General features: G+C 67.1%; 14 protein-coding genes and 4 pseudogenes. 4 read left to right on the forward strand and 14 right to left on the reverse strand.

The genetic code is table 11. The features are described 5' to 3' along the window. Positions 1–121: 121 nt before the first annotated feature. The 4 genes and pseudogenes from OG747_RS47600 to OG747_RS47615 form a co-directional block, all read right to left on the reverse strand. The gene (locus OG747_RS47600) at positions 122–706 is read right to left on the reverse strand and encodes a sigma-70 family RNA polymerase sigma factor (protein ID WP_405886180.1); all 585 of its coding nucleotides are present in this window, start codon (positions 704–706) and stop codon (positions 122–124) included. A gap of 372 nt (positions 707–1,078) precedes the next feature. Next, on the reverse strand, positions 1,079–1,678 hold the full coding sequence (locus OG747_RS47605; protein ID WP_331745081.1) for a sigma-70 family RNA polymerase sigma factor: 600 nt from the start codon (positions 1,676–1,678) through the stop codon (positions 1,079–1,081). A 408-nt stretch (positions 1,679–2,086) separates the two neighbouring features. Then, the gene (locus OG747_RS47610) at positions 2,087–2,548 is read right to left on the reverse strand and encodes a DUF5709 domain-containing protein (RefSeq protein WP_331745079.1); all 462 of its coding nucleotides are present in this window, start codon (positions 2,546–2,548) and stop codon (positions 2,087–2,089) included. 241 nt (positions 2,549–2,789) lie between these two features. Continuing rightward, positions 2,790–2,987: pseudogene (locus OG747_RS47615) on the reverse strand (N-acetyltransferase); the annotation flags it as partial. Between the two features lie 538 nt (positions 2,988–3,525). Between OG747_RS47615 and msrA the strand changes: the two are divergent. After that, positions 3,526–3,981 carry a peptide-methionine (S)-S-oxide reductase MsrA gene (gene msrA / locus OG747_RS47620; RefSeq protein ID WP_405886183.1) on the forward strand — a complete coding sequence of 152 codons (456 nt, stop codon included), beginning with the start codon at positions 3,526–3,528 and terminating at the stop codon, positions 3,979–3,981. Between the two features lie 63 nt (positions 3,982–4,044). Here the strand turns inward: msrA and trxA are convergent, their stop codons facing one another. Then, entirely contained in the window at positions 4,045–4,374 is a 330-nt protein-coding gene (gene trxA / locus OG747_RS47625) for a thioredoxin (protein ID WP_331744876.1), read from the reverse strand. 180 nt (positions 4,375–4,554) lie between these two features. Here trxA and OG747_RS47630 point away from each other — a divergent pair. Further along, positions 4,555–5,557, forward strand: a pseudogene (locus tag OG747_RS47630) (IS5 family transposase). A gap of 66 nt (positions 5,558–5,623) precedes the next feature. Next, positions 5,624–6,501, forward strand: a protein-coding gene (locus tag OG747_RS47635; RefSeq protein WP_405886185.1) for an IS5 family transposase whose coding sequence is annotated in 2 segments (ribosomal slippage) — positions 5,624–5,971 and positions 5,974–6,501 — 876 coding nt in all. Because the reading frame shifts where the segments join, the coding sequence is not laid out codon by codon here. Between the two features lie 18 nt (positions 6,502–6,519). Here the strand turns inward: OG747_RS47635 and OG747_RS47640 are convergent. After that, positions 6,520–7,290 (reverse strand): SDR family oxidoreductase, encoded by a 771-nt coding sequence (locus OG747_RS47640; RefSeq protein WP_331745077.1) that lies wholly within the window; start codon positions 7,288–7,290, stop codon positions 6,520–6,522. A gap of 432 nt (positions 7,291–7,722) precedes the next feature. Between OG747_RS47640 and OG747_RS47645 the strand changes: the two genes are divergently transcribed. Beyond that, the gene (locus tag OG747_RS47645; RefSeq protein ID WP_331745075.1) at positions 7,723–8,262 is read left to right on the forward strand and encodes a GNAT family N-acetyltransferase; all 540 of its coding nucleotides are present in this window, start codon (positions 7,723–7,725) and stop codon (positions 8,260–8,262) included. A 184-nt stretch (positions 8,263–8,446) separates the two neighbouring features. Here OG747_RS47645 and OG747_RS47650 read toward each other — a convergent pair. The 8 genes and pseudogenes from OG747_RS47650 to OG747_RS47685 all read right to left on the reverse strand — a co-directional run. Next, positions 8,447–8,905, reverse strand: a pseudogene (locus tag OG747_RS47650) (cbb3-type cytochrome c oxidase subunit I); the annotation flags it as partial. Further along, positions 8,862–9,050, reverse strand: coding sequence for a hypothetical protein (locus OG747_RS47655; RefSeq protein WP_405886519.1), 189 nt, complete (start codon positions 9,048–9,050; stop codon positions 8,862–8,864). The gene OG747_RS47655 and the pseudogene OG747_RS47650, both read right to left, overlap by 44 nt. 693 nt (positions 9,051–9,743) lie before the next feature. Then, positions 9,744–11,594: a BTAD domain-containing putative transcriptional regulator gene (locus OG747_RS47660; RefSeq protein ID WP_331744870.1), complete on the reverse strand. Its 1,851-nt coding sequence runs from the start codon at positions 11,592–11,594 to the stop codon at positions 9,744–9,746. Positions 11,595–11,927: 333 nt separating this feature from the next. After that, positions 11,928–12,623, reverse strand: a complete 696-nt coding sequence (locus OG747_RS47665; RefSeq protein ID WP_331764940.1) for a TetR/AcrR family transcriptional regulator — start codon at positions 12,621–12,623, stop codon at positions 11,928–11,930. 268 nt (positions 12,624–12,891) lie between these two features. Beyond that, entirely contained in the window at positions 12,892–14,856 is a 1,965-nt protein-coding gene (locus tag OG747_RS47670) for a SpoIIE family protein phosphatase (protein ID WP_331744865.1), read from the reverse strand. A gap of 273 nt (positions 14,857–15,129) precedes the next feature. Further along, positions 15,130–16,326 (reverse strand): MFS transporter, encoded by a 1,197-nt coding sequence (locus OG747_RS47675; protein WP_405886188.1) that lies wholly within the window; start codon positions 16,324–16,326, stop codon positions 15,130–15,132. A 637-nt stretch (positions 16,327–16,963) separates the two neighbouring features. Beyond that, positions 16,964–17,173, reverse strand: a pseudogene (locus tag OG747_RS47680) (transposase); the annotation flags it as partial. Between the two features lie 115 nt (positions 17,174–17,288). Next, positions 17,289–18,206, reverse strand: coding sequence for an NADP-dependent oxidoreductase (locus tag OG747_RS47685; protein WP_331744860.1), 918 nt, complete (start codon positions 18,204–18,206; stop codon positions 17,289–17,291). Between the last annotated feature and the right edge of the window lie 248 nt (positions 18,207–18,454).

The following is an 18,454-nucleotide window of genomic DNA, read 5'->3' on the forward strand; positions in this document are numbered from 1 at the left end:
CGGGCACCAAGCAGTTCACGCGGGGACAACGCCAGCACGACTGCCAGGCCCCCGGGACGTGTGCGGCTGCGGTGCGAACCCCTCGGTCAGCGCTGCCCGGGCCGACGTCGCCGCCGCTGCATCAGCCCGCGGCGCTGAGATGTCCACTGGCTATTAGCTGAGCTCGCAGTTTCTTACGGGCGTCGAACATCGTCTTGTAGAGCGCGTTGCGGTTCGTCTCCAGCTCACTGGCGAGCGTTTCCAGGGAGACCCCGTTGACGACGGCGGTGAAGACCTGCCGCTGGCGGGCGCTCAGTGCTGTCTCGACTGCGTCGCGCGCAGCTTCGACCAGCTCTCGCGCGTGCCATTGGCTGACGGGGTCGATACCGGAGCGGTCGGGCACTTGCGCCCATTCGTCCAAGTCGAACCGGGTATTTGAAACACGCCAGAAATGGCGGCTCAGCTTGCTGGACACTTCAAGTACGACAAATCGGAACGCCCATGTGGTGAACCTGGCGTCGCCTCGAAATTCCTGGATTTTGTGGGCGATCCTCATCAGTGCGTCGGCGGCCGCCTGATGGGCGAGATCGTTCAGCTCGGGCCCGGCAATTCGGTAACGAGGACCCCGGCGGAACACTTCATCCATGGCAATCCGCACCAGCAGTTCGTGCAGCCGCGTGCAGGCTTGCTCGTACTGCGACCCACGGCCACCCTCGAGCGCGTCCACCCAGGCAGCGGACTCCGGGTCGAGCTGCCCTCGGCCCTCGGCGGGCCCTGCGGCCGGGGCGCTGCCGCTGGTTCCGGCATGTCCATCCGTGGCCGAGCGGCACGTTTTTCCAACATCCACACAGTGCATGGTTCTCAATCCCCAGGTCATCTTGTGCGGACAAGCCAATCACGAGATCATCTACAGGCCGTCTACGCGAAGTCGCTGTTTATTCGCCCTGCGCGCATCCCGGGATTTCACGGACGGGGTTTCCGGCGTATTTCGACGAGCGACTCGCGCGCGGCGTGGGGCGCGCTTTCCCGTACTGTCGCGAGTGGCTGGTAAGCAGGCCGGCCGCGGAGGCCCGCAACCCTCCACGCCAGCGGCGGGCGGTCACGCTGTGCGCAGCCCGGGCGTGTACTGCGGCAGCAGCCAACGGAGCTGCCGGCGCCCCCTGTGGATGCGCGACATCACGGTGCCCACAGGGGTCCCCATCGTTTCCGCGATCTCGCGGTAGGAGAGGCCCTCGACGTCTGCGAGGTAGACAGCGAGGCGGCGCGGAGGGGAGATCTGGCGGAAGGCTGCTTTGAGGTCGGGATTCACGATGCGTTCCAGCGCGTCCGCCTCGGCCGACTTCGACACTCCGGAAGCGTAGGCGCCAAGACGCGCCAGCTGCTGGTCCCCGACCTCGGAGGAAAAGCACAGGGGTGGTCTGCACTGCTGTCTGCGACGGCTAGATATGTACTGATTGACCATGATCTTCTTCATCCAGGCCGCGAAGTTCGTGCCTGGTCGAAACTGGTCGAACGATGCGTACGCGCGCGCGTACGCTTCCTGGACCAGGTCTTCAGCGTCTGCTGCGTGGCGGGTCATGCGCCAGGCGGCGGCGTAGAGGGTGCGGCGATGCGGGAGGGCTTCCTGCTCGAATCTCGCACGGCGCTGAGCGGGGCTCTCTTGCTGGCTGCTGATGCCGAATTCCGGTGGGAAATGCATTGTTTTCACGGTTGCTGCCTCTCTCAGGGCCCAGACACGCCGGCTGCAGCCGGCGTGCGGTGTCAGCCCGCTTCATCCAGTCCAGACAAGTCAGCCCGGCTCCTGCGCAGCGGGCCTGGCAACTGGTCTGGGTGCAGCGACGGGTCCGACCGGCCCCAACGCCTGCAGAGGCTGCTCGACGTGTCTGACCTGGCAGCCGCTGTCAGGCCGAAAGTGCGGGGAACGGCGTATACCGTCCCGGCGACGGTGGGTCTTCCGTGGATGCGCCCGTCCGGGGCGGGCCGACATACAGCCTGCTGGACCGGCTGCGGAGGGACAGGGAATCCTCCCTGGCTCAGCGCCCCTCCGGTCCGGGCAGTTCGGGACTCACCCTGCCCCCCCTTGCCCGGATGAGGGGCTGGCGGTCGCTCAGGAATCCTCTCGGGTGTCAGGCACCACATGGACAGCCGCCTCCTCGGCGGACGCGGCACCGTTGTCGATGCCCACGTCCCGCGCCCAGTAGTCGTCGCCGCCGTATCCTGCGGCGACAACGTCCGTGTCCCAGTTGAGGAGGCGTCCCGCGCGCTCGTCGCCGACCTGGTCGTCGATGAGCTCTCCGTCCGTGCCGATCGTGTCGCCCAGCCCGTCACCCTCGTCCAATGCACTGCCTTCCGGCACCTCGCGCCTGAGCCGATGCGCGAGGTCCTCGTGGGAGGCGCCCTCCCTCGCGGTGACGCCCCAGTCGTTGACGGCGAGGGGTGTATTGGCGGGTGAGTAACCCCGGTCCAGGACATCCTCTCCCAGCTCGTCCTCGTCGTACTCCTCTTGCGAGCGCAGGGGGTTGGAGGCGGCCAGGTCTTCGTAGGGTGGGAAATTGTCCGGTGAAGTCATCACGGCCTCCATGCCGTCGGAGCCCCGCGGCATCTCGGTGCTGGCGCCTCGGTGACGGCGCGGCGGGAGAAGGCCATTCAAGCGGTCCGGTATCGACGAGGCGTCTATCCGGCATAGTCGCCCGGCCGGCCATCGGCTCGAGCCGAGTAGTGAGGGCGCCCCTCAGGGCTACCCCGCCGCACTCCTGCCTTCCGGACCGGCCCCAGTTGCCAGGGTGATCGAGGTCGATCAGCTGCGCGTATCCGGGTTTCTCCTCGATGAACCGGTCCACTACCGGGCAGTAGTTGGTGATCGTCGCTCCCCTGGCAGCGAGGTCGTCGAGGGCGAAGCGAATCAGGAGCTTGGACCAGCCCCGGTCGCGGTATTCCTCCCGGATAGTCGTGTCACGCGTCGCGAGCCGGCCGTCTCGTAGACGAGCATGCGCATCCCCTGGTCGCATACCGCAACTCGTAGAATCGCCCGCCGGGATTGTCCGCGATCTCGATGTGACAGTCGTCTGCTAGGCCCGGTTCCCTACTGGTCATGGCTGTCTCAGTTCTCGGTTGCACGGCTCGACGCCGCTGCCGAGCAGGTACACGCATGCTTTTGTCTCGGGGAAACGTCCAAGGCAGCGGCGTATGCCTGCACGCAACTGGCTTCGGACTATGTCCGGGTTGTCCCGGGGTAGCCGCCGGGACACGGGACTGCGACGCAGCCCGGGCAGGTTCGGAACCCCCTGCAGAGCGTCCCGGCCTGGCACCTGCAGACGCCGGGTAAGGAGTCCGCCACCAAGGCAGCTAACGGTGGACGAGCCAGCGATTCGACGCCGCTGAGTCGAGGCCCCTGTCCAGCTGCCGTGACCAGGCGAAGGCGCGGCCCTCGCCCGTCGAGGCCGGTCTCGTGTCGGACTACCTCAGTCGATTACGGCCTCACAAAAGGGGGAACACAACGTGGTACCGGCAAAGCATGCCGTGTTGGCGGGCGGATGCTACTGGGTCATGCAGGAGCTGTTCTGCAGGTTTCCAGGTGTCGTGGGCACCCGTGTCGGTTACACCGGCGAGGTGGTGGAACCGACATACCGAAACCACGGGAACCATGCGGAGGCGGTCGAGATCACCTACGACCCGTCCGGGACGGACTACCGCAGCATCCTGGAGTTTTTCTTGCAGATCCACGACCCCACCACGTTGAACCGGCAGGGCGACGACATCGGCTTGACCTCCAGGTCCGCCATCTTCTACCTGGACGAGGAGCAGCGACGCATTGCAGGGGCGGTGATCGCGGACTCCGACGCGTCTGGATTATGGCCAGGGAAACTGATTACCGAGGTTGTTCCGTCCGGCACGTTCTGGGAAGCGGAACCTGAGCACCAGGGCTACCTCCAGCGCCATCCAGACGCGCACATGAGCCAGTACGTCCGAAAGCGCTGGAAGCTGCCCCGACCGCCGGCCTAACCCGCCCGCGCTCGCGCTTACCGGAGCGTGTCACGGCAAGCGGGTCACCCCTTCAGGTCCCGGTCACCTCAGGAACTCCAGCAGGTCCTGTTCCAGGGCCGACCTGGGCTTGGCCCCGATGACCGTCTTGACGACCTTGCCGTTCCGGTAGACGTTGAGCGTGGGGATGGACCTGACGTCGTACTCTGCAGCGGTGCGGGGGCTCTCGTCGACGTTCATCTGGACGATCGTGATCTTGTCACTGTGGTCGGCGGCGAGCGACTCAAGGACCGGTGCTACAAGGCGGCAAGGCCCGCACCACTCGGCCCAGAAATCGACGAGCACAGGCTTGCCGCTCTTAAGCACCTCATCCACGAAGGTCTCGTCGGTCACGCTTCTCAGATTGCCTGCCATATGGGCTCCTTCACGCGCGGGCGGCATCGATCGATGTCTTTTGGCCGCCCCGCCGGGGCAAGTGACAGGTCGCGGTCCCGGGCGGGGCGTGAACGGGGTGCGTCTAGGGCGCGTATCTGGTTTCGATCAATCTGCCGGATCTGGCCCGCGCGGTGGGGTGGATCCGGTAGATCGTCGTGTATGACGCGTGCGCAACTGACTGATGCCGAGTGGGCGTTGATCGAGCCGTACCTGCCGGTCGGCGAGCGCGGTCCGTACCCGGAGCGGCTGCGGCAGCAGTTCGAGGGAGTGATCTGGCGGTTCAGGGCGGGTGCGCAGTGGCGTGAGGTGCCGAGTGAGTTCGGCGCCTGGACGACTGTGTCCAACCGGTTCCGGCAGTGGCGGGACGCCGGGGTCTTCGAGGCGCTTCTGGAGGGGATGATCGCGGAGGCCGCGAAGCGGGGTGAGGTGGACTTGTCCCTGGTCAGTGTGGATTCCACCACCGCCCGGGCTCACCACGACGCTGCCGGGATGCACCTCGGCCAAGAGGTCATGGCCGCCCTGGAGAAGGCGGCCGCCGAGGAGGAGAATGCCCGCCAAAGGGGGCAGTCCGGAAGGACAAGACGGGCAGGGTGCTTTAGCTGATCCCGAGCGGGAGGAACGGCGACGTATCCGGCGCCGGCACAAGGCCCGCCTGAAAGCAGCCCTGCTCGGACGCTCGAGGGGCGGGCAGACCAGCAAGATCCACGTCGCCGCCGACCGCAAGTGCCGCCCGCTGGTCTTCGTCCTGACCGCCGGCCAGGCGGCGGACAGCCCGCAGTTCATCCCGGTACTCAAGAAAGTCCGGGTGCCCGGGCCGGTCGGCCGCCCCCGGACCCGGCCCGACGCTGCTGCCGGCGACAAGGCCTACTCGTCCCGCGGCAATCGCTCCTACCTGCGCAAACGACGCATCAAGGCGGTCATCCCGGAGAAGAAGGACCAGGCCGCCAACCGCAAGAAGAAGGGCAGCCGGGGCGGCCGGCCCGTCAGCCACGACACCGCGCTCTACAAAGAGCGGAACACAGTCGAGCGTCTGATCAACAAGCTCAAGGCGTGGAGAGGCATCGCCACCCGCTACGACAAGACACCCAAGAGCTACCTCGCCGGAGTCCACCTGCGCGGCTCGATGATCTGGATCAAGGAGCTCGCGCGGGCCACCCCTTGATCAAAACCAGATACGCGCCCTAGGGCGTGTTTGAGATGTTGATCAAGGTCGTGAAACGATCTTGATATGTCTCCTGGCGATCTGACGGATACACAGTGGGAGCGGCTGGAGCCGCTGTTGCCGCCGATACCGAAGATGGGTCGGCCTCCGAGGGATCGACGGCAGATCTTCGACGGGATCTGGTGGCGGGCCCGGACCGGCTCGCCCTGGCGGGACGTGCCCGAACGGTACGGACCGTGGGAGACCGCATACACGGTCTTCCGTCGGTGGCAGATCGATGGGACCTGGCCCCGCATTTTGAAGAAATTGCAGCTCAAAGCGGACGCCGACGGGATTATCGAGTGGGAGGTCTCCGTCGACTCCACGGTCTGCCGGGCCCACCAGCACGCCGCCGGGGCCCGTAAAAGGGGGCTGACGATGCGGGCCGGACGCGTTCGGATGGTCTGGCGGCCGAGCCGGACAACCACGGCCTCGGTCGCTCTCGCGGTGGCCTGACCACCAAGATTCACCTGGCCGTGGATGCCTCGTTCCACGTCCTCGCGGCTGTCATCACGGCAGGCCAGAGAGGTGACGCGCCCGTCTTCGAGCAGGTCATGGACAAGATCCGTATCCCCCGTCCCGGCGGCGGACGTCCGCGCACCCGACCGGACCATGTGCTCGCCGACCGCGCCTACTCCTCCCGCCAGATCCGCGCCTACCTGCGCAGACGGCAGATCCCGCACACCATCCCGGAGAAGCGCGACCAGGCCGGACACCGGCTCCGCCGAGGCTCGGCCGGTGGCCGCCCGCCCGGCTTCGACCGCGAGACGTACAAGCGCAGGCACAAGGTCGAGTGTCGGATCGGCCTTCTGAAGCAGGCAAGGGGCGTCGCGACCAGGTATGACAAGCTCGCCGTCCGCTACGAAGCGACCGTCCAACTCACCCTGATACGGCAGGCGCTGTGAACACATCTCAAACACGTCCTAGTAGTTGCGGCCTGCCGTGACCCCGCCGTCGACGTTAAGGATGGCGCCCGTCGTCCAGCTCGATGCCGACGAGAGGAGGAAGACGATCGCGGCGGCCACATCCTGCGGGGTTCCGACCCGGCCGAGGGGGTGCAGCCCGCTCAGCTGCTCCATCGCGCCGTCCAGCTGGTCTGCGGGGAAGACCTTCTCGAACAGGGGGGTCCTCGTGACGGCGGGAGCCACGGCGTTCACACGGATGCCCTCGCTGGCGAGCTCGATGGCCAGGTTGTGCGTGAGGGCGTGCAGGCCCGCCTTGGCCATCGAGTAGGCCGACGACGGTGTCACGGCGAGGGCCTGGTGCGCCCACATGCTGCCCACGTTCACGATGGCGCCGCCCTGACCCCCGGTGACCATGCCCCGGACGATGGTCTGAGTCAGGAAGAAGGTCGCCCTGTTGAGGTCGTGATAGGCGTCGTAGTCCGCGACCTCGTAGTCGAGGAAGGGCTTGGGCTTGAAGAACCCTGCCGAGTTGACGAGGAGGGTGGCGTCGGGGTGATCCTCCGACAGCTGCTTGTGCGCCTCGACGACCTGGTTCCGGTCCGCCAGGTCGGCCGCGATCGACCACGCGCTGCCGGAGCGCGACAGGCTTGCCACGGCGTCGTCGAGCTTCTGACCCGGGCGGCCGACGATCACCGCGCTGCCTCCCTCCGCGATCACGTCTTCGGCGACCTTGAGACCCATGCCGCTGGCGCCGCCGATCACGACGAGTTTCTTGCCTTCGAAGTCCATGGCCACGTGAATCACTCTCCATTGTGTGGTGAACGCTTCTTGTCTCTGTCGCATTCGACCTTGCCATTGCAGTGTCTACGGGAGCTCTACAAGGCCTCTACGGTGCCAATTGCAGTAGCCTCGTGGTCCGACAAGCGGAAACTACATGGATCTGTCCTGCCTGCCGCTTCTGCCCTCTGCGCCTTGCTGCGCGAAAACGGCCCGAGCGTGAGCCGCGAGATAGTGGCGGTACGGTCTATTGCCATCAAGGCAGTGTCGACGCTGAGCGCAGGACGCTGCCGTCCGAACGCTGCCCGCCGGGCGGCCGGCCAACTCTGTCCACCGACTCGGTGGTTAATGGGAAGTCAGGTGATCACGGACGTGTCCAGTCCTCCAGGCCCGCCGCATCGCGTGAAAGTGGAAGTCTCTCGCATCCAGACGACCAGGCTCGTAATGCGGCCGTGGTCGCCGGACGACGCCGCAGCGGCCCTGGCCGTGTACGGCGACGTCGACGTGGCCCGCTGGCTGGCCCCCGCGATGGCAAGAGTGCCCGAAAGGGACGCAATGGAGGGGATCCTCCGCCAGTGGATCAGCGAGTGCTCAACCCTGGAGGCCCCGGCAGGACGCTGGGCCATCGAGCTGGCGGAGACTGGCGAGCTCATCGGCGGCGCCGCGATCCTTCCGCTGCCGCCGGACGGCGTCGACCTGGAGATCGGCTGGCAGCTCGCGCGCCCCTTCTGGGGCCGGGGTCTGGCGGCCGAGGCCGGTCACGCCGCGGCGCACTACGCGTTCGCGACAGGGGTGGACGAGGTCTTCGCCGTGGTGCGGCCGAGCAACGCGCGCGGCATTGCAACGGCCCAGCGAGTGGGCATGGAGTGGGTGGGCGAGACGGACAAGTACTACGGCCTCACCCTGCAGGTCTACCGTCTCCGGGAGGGGGACCTTGACGTCGTGCCTCTCGCCGAGCACGGCTCAGAAGCGAACGACGCGTAGCCGGCTCGGCGGACACTCCGTACGCCGCCGTGCCGGAGCCGGTCGGTTCCGGCACGGCGGCGGCCAGGTCCCGCTCCGCCTCCCGCAGTACGTTCACGCGCTCCTTCTGCGACCCGGGGCGGCCCTCAGGCGGCTCTACCTTCTTGACCGGGTTGATCGATCCATTCGTAGGGGTGGGTCACCCAGGGGTGCTGAGTGTGGCTCCCTCCAGGGACCGGCCGAAGCCCCATGGGTCGTCCACGGCCACCTTGGGCGCGTAATGGGAGGTCTTCCACACGTTGTACAGGAACGGAAGCATCGAGAGGCCCGGCAAGAACGCGCCGATCGTTGACACTGGGTTGATCGCCGTGAATCCGCGGCTGCCAAATAGTCCGCGTAGCACTATGCCCTCCGCACCCAGCCGGTGCTGCATCAGGAATGTCCAGTGATATCCGACCAAGAGCGTCCAGAAATTGATCTTCCCGTGTCTTTCGTCGAGCATCCTTCCCGTGAAATTCGGCCACCAGAAGTAGAAGCCCGCGAACATGGCGAAGACGACTGTGCCGAACAGGGTGTAGTGGAAGTGCGCTACGGCGAAGTAAGAGTCGGACACATGGAATTCAAGGGGCGGCGAAGCCAGCAGTACGCCGGTGAGGCCTCCGAAACGGATCGCCGCCGAGACCGGGCGAATGCAGCGGACCGGGCAGGGGGGTGTAGCCGGTCCAGCCCCAGGCCGCCGGGCCGCCTGGCGTGAGAAACCTGGGGAGGACGATGAGCGAGCCGAACAGATAGAGCCAGCAGGCGAACATGTTCAGCCACGCAAAGGCGACATCCGGCGCCCCAATCTGGAGCGGCGTGATCCAGTTCGCCCTGTAGTCGGACTGCCGGACGGCTCGTTCGTATCTGCCGGCAACAGGGCTCCCGTACTGGGCTCGGGCAGGCGTCTGCGGAGGCAGATGCACACCGGGCACACGATTCGGGAGAGCCGCGTCCCGTCGTGGGGGGACCCAGCGGTGAGGCACCACTGTCCATTCCACGCTCCGCACCGGATGTCCCGTTCACTCAACGTGCTGACAAGATGCCGAAGCCGTCGGGACTCCGGCACGAAAGGGGCACAGCGCCCAGTCCCGCGCCGGGAGTCGTAAGGGCGCTCCTGCGCCCGACTCCAACTGTTCTGCCTTGGCCGCCGACAGGCCCGAGCGGAGCGTTGCACCCCCACGGACAAGTTGCTTTCTGGCAGCGGAACCCTCTGGAGGGCCTCAGCTCGCTGGCCGACTACGTGCAGCAGCACGGCGGCGAACAGGCTGGACCCGGTCCACCCGCCGTCGAACCACACAAAGGGGTCGGGGCGCTCATATTCTCTGGTCAGTTGTATCTCGTATGACGGCGCCGCCCCGGTAGGGCGTGCCCCCTTCGGGAACCGCTCGGTCTCGGCTAATGGCCGTGACATCGCCTCCGCAGGGTGCCTGTGACAACAACATGGATGCTGGCGCCTGCTCGCACTACCAACGGGCCAGCTTGCCCTGGTCGAGGAACCCCTGCCCCGCCTGCTCCACTGCGTACGCGGCCACAAGCCGGTTCCAGCTGTACCGACCCGGGCCAATCTCCGAGACGAGGTGCGCTCGGGTGAGGCTCGACAAGACCTTGCGGACCCGGCACTCGGGCCGTCCGGCCAGCTCCGCGACCTGCGATGCCGCGAACATGGGGTCTGGGCAGGCGCTCAGGTCGCGGAAGAGCGCGGCTGTTTCCGTGTCGAGCAGGCGGTACGAGCGGGTGATGGACTCGCGGACGTCGAGCGCCTGGTCCTCGTCGCTCGCGAAGGCGTCCAGGGTGCTGTGCTCCGGTGCCTCGTACTCGTCGGCCAGGCTCGCCAGGCGCAGCTGCGGTCGATAGGCCGCGCGGGCCGCGACGTTGGCCAGGGCCAAGGGGAGCTGCCCGGCCAGCCGGATGATGCGGTCGACGGCCCCTGGTTCAGCTGCTGTCCTCGCTGCGCCGAGTCGGCGCGCGAGGAGGCTGCGTGCGTCCGCTTGGCTCAGGGGCATGAGTGTCACGGGAAGTGCCTGGTAGGCAGCGACGAGCGCGTGCAGTTGCATGCGGCTGGTGACAAGGGCCATGGAGCCCGGGCCTCCGGGGAGGAGATGCTTTAGCTGGTCCGTGTTCCATGCGTTGTCGAGCACGACGAGCACTCGGCGGTTGGCCAGCAAGCCGCGGAACATGAGCCCCCGTGCCTGCGCGGTCTCGGGCATGTCCTCGAGGCGGACCCCCATGGACTGCAGGAAGTCCTCGAGCACGTGCGCGGGGTCCCTCGGCTCGGCCTCCGGTCCGGCTCCCTGCAGGTCTGCAAAGAGCTGGCCGTCCGGGAAGCGGTCGGCCAGACGGTGGGCGACGGTGGTGGCGAAAGCTGTCTTGCCGACGCCGGCCAGTCCGCCGACCGTGCAGATGGCCACAGCTGACGACGCCTCTGCATCGGCGACCAAGCGCTCGACCTGCTCCTGCTCTCTCTCGCGGCCGACGAGGCTCGGCAGGGCGGCTGGGAGCTGAGCCGGGGCTTGAGGCGGGGGCGTCTGTGGCGCGCTCTTCGGGCGGTCGGCGGCTTGCGGGAGCTGGAATCGCCCGGAGAGGATGCGCTCGTGGACTTGCTGCAGTTCCGGCGACGGGCTGACGCCGAGGCGTTGACGCAGCAGGTGACTGGTCGTGTGGTAGATCGTCAAGGCCTCGGACTGCCGCCCAGCACCGTAGAGCGCAGTCATGAAGAGGCCGCATATGCGCTCTCGAAGCGGGTGCTCGACAAGCAGGGCGGACAGTTCTGCGGCGGCCTCGGTGTAGCGCCCTCTCTCCACTTCGCAGGCGAGTTGCTCCTCCGCACAGGCGAGGCGCAGCTCGCCGAGGACGCTGCGCTGCTGGCCCGCGAACGGCCCCGGGACCCCGGCGAAAGCCACTCCTTTCCACATCTCGAGGCCCTCGGTCAGCAGGCTTGCCGCGGACGCCAGGTCGCCGGTGCTTCGGGCCTCCCTCGCCCTTGCCGTCGTCTCCTTGAACCTGTTCAGGTCCAGAGCGTCCGGTTGGATGCGCAGCAGGTAGCCCCCGTCGACCAGGCTCACGGAGCTGTCACTCTGCTCCCCCAATGCCTGCCTGAGCCTGTAGACGTACGTGCGCACGGAGCCTACGGCCGACGGTGGGGCGTCGTCGCCCCACACGTCCTCCACCAGTTTCGAGAGGCTTACAGGCCTGCCCGCCCTGAGCAACAGCGAAGCGAGCACGGCGCACTGCCTCGGCTGACCGGCTCCGGCCTCGACCCCCTGTTTGTGTAGCCGGACTGGGCCGAGCACTGAGAACTCGACGCCTGCATGCATAGTGCCTACCGCCCTGAAGATCCTTGTGAGGCTTGGCTGCTTGGCTGCCCGTAGGGGACCGCTCTCCCCAAATGTACCGCAGATCGGGCCAATTTTCAGGACCAAATAGTCCCCTCCTGCACATGAGGAGACCTGCCTTTCATGCAGGGGGCCGCCGCTTTTGGTTGGCGGCTGGGGGCACAAGCGCAGAGCGTGTAGATGAACGCGTCCCCCCGCCGTCACGCCCCCGCCGGGCCGCCTGCGCCCGCCGGGAGGGCGGTGAAGTCCAGTCCGGTACGGACACCGCAGTGGCGCCGCACCGGGACCTCTCGGCGCCACCTCGCCCCAGACGGCTTAGCGCCCTCCCGCGCCCCGCTCCGGCGGATTGACGTCCTCGGCGAGCACGACATAGGCCTTGATGTGGCCGATCGCCATGTCTAGGGCGATCCTCATGGGTTTGACGTCCTGGGCCGTCTGCGCAAGGAGGTAGCCGCCTTGAAGGGCGGCCATGAGGCCGGTGGCGAGCTCTCCGGCGTCCGCGTCGGCACGGAGGACTCCCGAGGCCTTCATCCGCTCGAGCCCGGCATCGAGCAGTCCCTCCCAGGTGTCAAAGTGCCGGGCGATAGCCTTGCGCGCCTCTTCGTCCTGATCGGCCAGCTCGCTTGCAAGGGAGCCGAGCGGGCAGCCGTACGCTCCGTTTCGCAGCGCGTTGTGTTCGATCAGCGCGTCCCGCCAGCGCTCCAGCCCGCGGAGGGAGTTGAGCCGCTGCAGTAGCTGGTGCTGACGTTCGAGCAATTCTGCGGCCTGCAACGCGACAACGTCCCGCACCAGTGCATCCTTGTCGGGGTAGTGGCGGTAGAGCTGGGATTTGCTCGTTCCGCTGGCCGCCCTGACCTCGTCGAGGGTCGTGGAAGACACGCCCCTGACGTACATCATGTCGCGGGCAGCCCTCAAAATGCGCTCTCGAGTCGCCCGCCCGCGTGCAGTCAGCTGGGAGTCGTTTTTCTCGCGCGCCTGTTCCGCCACATTGGCCAGATTACCGCTGCGCACGCTAGCAGGGTTCAGAAGGGACCTCAAGGTCCCTTTCTGATACCCGCCCTCCGGCACTTGGCCCATCCCATCCGGAGCCATGTCCCGGGCCTCTCGATGCGGCACCGGCGTGCCAGAGCCGCGCACTCGACCGAGTGCGCTCGGGCCCGGGCCGGCTACTACCAGGGACAATCGATGCCTCCGGCGCCGCCCCCTCTGAGGACTGAACGGTCCCCGCCCCTCCTCGCCGGCCAGGGACACCTTCCCGGCCAGTGAAACGCATCGAGTCTCATACGCGTCGGATGACCAGCACGGCCACGTCGTCGAGATTGTCCACCTCGGCCACCGCGTCGAGTATTCGGTCTGCGGTCGCCTCGACGCCGAGCCGGTCCTGGAGGGCTCGACCGGCCAGCGCTCCCGCTCGCTCCAGTCCGGCTTCCAGGGTCAGGCGCGGCCCTTCGACCACACCATCGGTGACCATGACCAGCGCGGTGCCCTCTTCCAAAGTGAAGGTCTCCTCGAGGTACTCGGTGCCAGGCACGATTCCCAGGACCGGCCCGCCGGGAAGTGTGCGGATGGTGTGGCTGCCGTCGTCGCGTGCATGGAGCAGCGGCACATGGCCTGCGCTGGTGCCGATGACCTGTCCGTCATGCGGATCGAGGTGCAGCATGGTGCAGCTTGCGAAGCGTGGCGCGTCCATCGCGACGAGCAACTCGTTGGTACGCGTCAGCACCGTTCCCGGGTCAGGCTCGTGGGCGGCGATCGCGCGCATGGACGAGCGCACCTGGCCCATGAAAACCGCGGCATCCACGTCGTGCCCTTGAGCGTCGCCGATTTCCAGTGCGACCGCACCGTCGGGTAGGAAGAACGCGTCGTACCAGTCTCCGCCGATATCCAGGCCATCCCGGCTGGGCTGATAGCGGGCGGCGATCTCCAGGCCTGGGAGGTGCTCCGGCAGCGTCGGAAGCATGCTTTGCTGGAGCGCCGTGGACAGCTCGACGTGGGCTTGTTGCAACCTGATGCGCCTCAGTGCCTGGCCTGCCAATTCGGCCAGAGCCGTCATGAAGGCGAGCTTCTCTGGGGACGGGGGGTGCTCACTGTCGTACGTCACCAACCAGGCCCCGAGCGGCCGGTCGCCCACCGGGCTGAGGGGGGTGATCGACAAGGCGGTGCCGGGGGCGGGGCGCGGCAGGGGCAGACCGTCATCATGCAGCCACCGGCGAGCGAGCTCCTCGTGGTTGCGGAAGAACTGCGCCTGACCGGTACGGATCACGTAGGGCAACGGCCGGTCCTCGTCCAGCGACAGGCCGAGCAGAGCATCAACCTCCCACGTGGGGATCCCGGCATCCGAGGAGACCCGCAAGCGACCATCGTCGACGAGTGCGAAGAGGGCGCCGGAACCTCCGACGGCAGCGGCGAGCCGGGCCAGGACAACCTGCTGCAGTTCCTGCTCGGTGGCGGCGCTGAACAGGGCGGAGGAGAACGCGGTGATCCCGTCGGCGCGCTCCCGCTCCGCGCTCACCTCGGCCAGCGTCTCTTGGTGGTGTGCCTCCGACTGGGTGTCGTCGCGGATCACCGCGAAGATCCGTTCGGGGCCGCCGTATCCCAACTGGATCCGGCGGACCTGGCTTGCGAGAACACACCAGCCATCGTGCTCGGTGAGGAACCGCGACCTGATCCACGGGGACTGGGCGGCGGACGAGCGCACAAGCCGCTGCACATCCTTCCGGTCATCCGGGTGCACGCGGCTGATCATCTTGGACCGGGGCACCGACGCCTGCGGGAAGAGCGCGGCCAGAGCGGGTGCGCCACCCAGCCACTCCACCTGGTGCTCATCGGGGGAACACATGCAGAGGCCGAGGTCGGCAGCCTTCGCCGCAAGCTGGAATGGGATCAGCAGACCGCCGAGGTCGTGTCTCGAGTCCAACGAATGCACCCACACCAGCCGCTCGCCGCTCGATGGATCCGTCACCGGTCGCGCCTCGACGAGGCAGACCACAGATGCCGTGCTCGTGCCGGGAAATTCCAGCACACGCATCGCAAGCCTCTTCGTCGTGGCCCCGTGCGTCAGCAGGCCCTCAGCCGCGACGCGCTGGTCCTCGGGGAGTAGATCACCGAAGCCATGACCCACGCACTGTTCCCTCGGCCGGCCCAGTGTCGTGGCCATCGCGGCGTTGAGGGAGCGGATGACACCGTCCAGGGTCAAAAGAGCCGACGGTGTATCCCTCTGAAGAAGTTCGTCCGAGGCGTCCATTTGCCGCTCACTATCCATTGTCGAGCGATATGACCTCGTCGTCCTTCAACAACAGTATCTGCCGCGGGAGCAGGTCGCGTCCGCCAGCCGTGGCATGCGGCAGGGCGCAAAGCGGGACACCAGCGGGTGGCCGGGCTTGAGGACGCCGGCCGTATCGGCCGGCCGAAGGCCGACCTGGTCCTGAGCGAGGCCGAGCGGGCCCAACTGACACGGTGGGCGCAGCCGATCCGCTCGGGAATCGGCGTGCGGCGACGAGCTCGGGTGTCGCCCTGCTCAGGGTCGGGTGAGGTCTGGATGACTGTGAGGGTCATCATGGTTACTCACCGTGCTGCTGTTCCCGGTCGTGTCGGTGTGCGGATTGCATGCAGCGACGACAGTGAACAGGGTGGCAACGATGGCAAGTCCGCCGTATCCGAGGGCGATCTGTGGTAGCGAGAAGGCATTCGAGAGTTGGCCGGAGAGGAAGCTGAGGAAGGCGGCGCCGCTGTAGCAGAGGAGGTAGATCGCGCTGAAGATCGGCGCCCGGTCGGCGAGGGTGCTGCCGTACAGCAGGCCGCGGGTGGCGGCACTGATGGCGATGCCGTTACCGGCACCGGCGACGATGGTTGCGGCGATGAACAACGCCAGTGTGCCGATGGCGATAGCTGTAATGATGCCGATCCATCCGGTCAGGAAGATGATCATGCCGATGCGTTGGCCCGCCGCGGATGTGAACCGGCCGCCGATGGGAGCGCCGAGAACGCTGGGGGCCATGTAGGCGGCGAACACCAGTCCGAGGATGAGCGGGCTGTGGGTGCGGAGACGATCTGCGACCAGCGCGGGCATGAAGGCCTGGTAAAAAGCCCCGGTCGCCCAGGTGGCCAGGAACACCGCGGCCGCGACAGGGAGCAGGTGCCTGACCCTGGCTGGTACGCGGACCCGGGGTAGCAGTGACCGCCAAGCACCCGGCGTCGACTTCGCGGTTTCGGGGCTGATGGCGATGAGCGCGGCAGACAGTACGAGGAGACCGGCGCAAACCAGGTAGATGAGGTCGCGTGGCCAGGGGGCGAACTGGACCAGCGCGCCGGAGGCGATGGCGCCGAGGGTGAGACCGAGCATGGGTCCCTGGCTGGACGCGACGGAGGCCAACCATTCCGGCCTGGTGGGTGCGGCGTCGACGATATAGGAGGTGAGGCTGCTGCTGGCCACCCCCGTACCGACGCCCATCAGTATCCGACCGGCCAGCAGGGTGCCGATGTCGTGCACGTTCGCCAGCAGCAGACAGCCCAGCAGGAGCAGGCCGAGGCTGGCGATCGCGGTGAGCCGTCGGCCCAGATGATTGGACAGTCGTCCCAGCACCAACAGTGCGGCAATAGTGCCGACGGAGTAGGTGACGACGGCCAGCGAGATGCCGGCGTTGGTGAACCCGTCCTCGGCCCGGTAGGTGTTGAACAGGGGGATCGGTGCGGCCGACGCAGCGAACGAGGCCACCAGGGCGACCACCGCAGATGAGAATGCCAGCCGGAGCGTTCTGCCCCCGCGAGCCAGGTTGATCACTGGTGCCACGTCTTGCATCGAGCCGTGCCTTTCTATTGCTCTGAACCACCCCGGAGTTTCTGGAAGTCCCGGGCTGTGTCTCTGCCCAAGGCAGCGACGCCGGGCAGAGCTAGGCCGGCACACTCCGGCCAAATGACGCACCACGCGACACCCGTAAGCAAGAAGGCACAACGAATGGTGTCAACGTCCGTCTGATTAGTGCCGATCCGCAGCGCCGTCTTACCAACAACGTCGCGATCTCGCCCGTTCCTCGTCGACCTCCCACCGCTGCCTGCGCCGGTGAGCGTGGTACGACGCCGAGGGGCGGTGCATCTAAAGGATGGTGAGCCGACGAGGCGCCAAGTCGGTCTGGGACGAATGACCCGTCGGCACTACCTTCCTGGTCGTGCTGGGGTCAGCAGCACAACGCGGCCGCCCGCGAACCCGTACGAGAGCTCGGCGATCGCTTCATCACCGAGGGGGCGATCCAGCGACCGTGCTCCGCGTCGTTGAGGACATCGAGCTCCCAGCTGAACTCCACCTCGCTAAGACTGGGCCGGTCAAACGAACGGTGTAACCAGGGTGGTTGGGGTTACTGACGTGCTGCCGAGAGGCGGCCGTCGAAGGTGATGTCGAAGGCGTTCAACGCGGTCTTCCACCGGCTGGTCCAGCGGGCCTGTCCCTTGCCGGTGGGGTCGATCGACATGATCGCCATGTAGATGCACTTCATCGCGGCCTGCTCATTGGGGAAGTGACCGCGGGCCTTGACGGCCCGACGGATCCGCGCGTTGACCGACTCGATGGGTGGTTTCGTTTGTGCCTCGTTGCCAGAGGCTGTGCGGGTCGCCGAAGTAGACCTGCAGCCCGGTGATCTGGACGGCGCCGACCGGCGGCGTGCATCGATGGCCGCGTGTCGCTCACGGACGAACATTGATGATCGTCTTTCCGGTGATCCGCTCGGTCGGATTGAAGGCAGCGACGGCGTCGTCGAGGGTCGAGACGTTGCCGATGTTCGTCCGCAGCCGTCCGTCCCGCACCCGCTGGACGACCTCACCCAGTTGGGCACGATCGGGCACGACAACGAAATCGATCGCCAGGCCGTCCGCGGGCCGAGCCTCGGGCGGCCCGGCGATGGACACCAGCGTCCCTCCGGCATGGATCACGCCTGCGGACCGCCTCCCGATGTCTCCGCCGATGACATCGAATACCAGATTGACTCCGCCGACATCTTCCAGGGCGTCGTTCTCGAGGTCGACGAACTCCCTCGCGCCGAAGCCAAGCGCCGTCTGTCGATCGGCGGTACGGCCGGTGCCGATGACGTAGGCGCCGGCCTCTCGTGCGAGCTGCATCACCATCGACCCGACTGCTCCGGCCGCGCCGTGCACGAGGACGCTTTGCCCCGCCTGAAGGCGGCCGTGCTCGAACAGTCCCTGCCACGCAGTCAGGCCCGGCATCGGCAGACTCGCGCCCACCGTGAAGTCGACGTCGGCCGGCAGCGGCGCGAGGTTACGCGCCTCGATCGCCACATACTCCGCCAGGGTGCCGCCCCGATGCCCGTCCGCAAGACCGAACACCCGCTGTCCCACCGACAGCCCCGTCGTGCCATAGCCGAGGGCGGTGACCACTCCGGCCAGCTCTTGCCCGGGAATCGACGGTGTCCGGTCGCGGCCGAAGCGATCGGTCCAGGTCGAGGGCCACGTCAGCTCACCCGGAGTGAATCCCGACGCATGAACCTGAACGACTACATCGTTCAGCGCTGCCTGCGGCTCGGGCCGCTCCACCAGCGTCATCCCGGCCGTTCCGGCGGCCTGATCCGTCACCACAATCGCCTTCATCTGATGCCTCTCTGTATCCAGTCCACGCCTGCACGGCCTTCTCGGTTCGACAGTAATAGCGGCGCCAGACCTCGGCGTCTTACCACGCTGATCGATAGGGGGCGGGGCGCAAGGAGGTCGAGGAACAAGCGCAACAGCGAAATTTCGGTAAGACGGCGCGAAGGATCGACGCTCATCACATAGGTGCAGACGCAATCCGGTAGACCTTCTCGCTCATCGGAGTCGCGTGGCGCGCCACGGGGCGTGGG

The sequence above is a fragment of the Streptomyces sp. NBC_01384 genome, assembly GCF_045040035.1.
Lineage (GTDB): Bacteria > Actinomycetota > Actinomycetes > Streptomycetales > Streptomycetaceae > Streptomyces.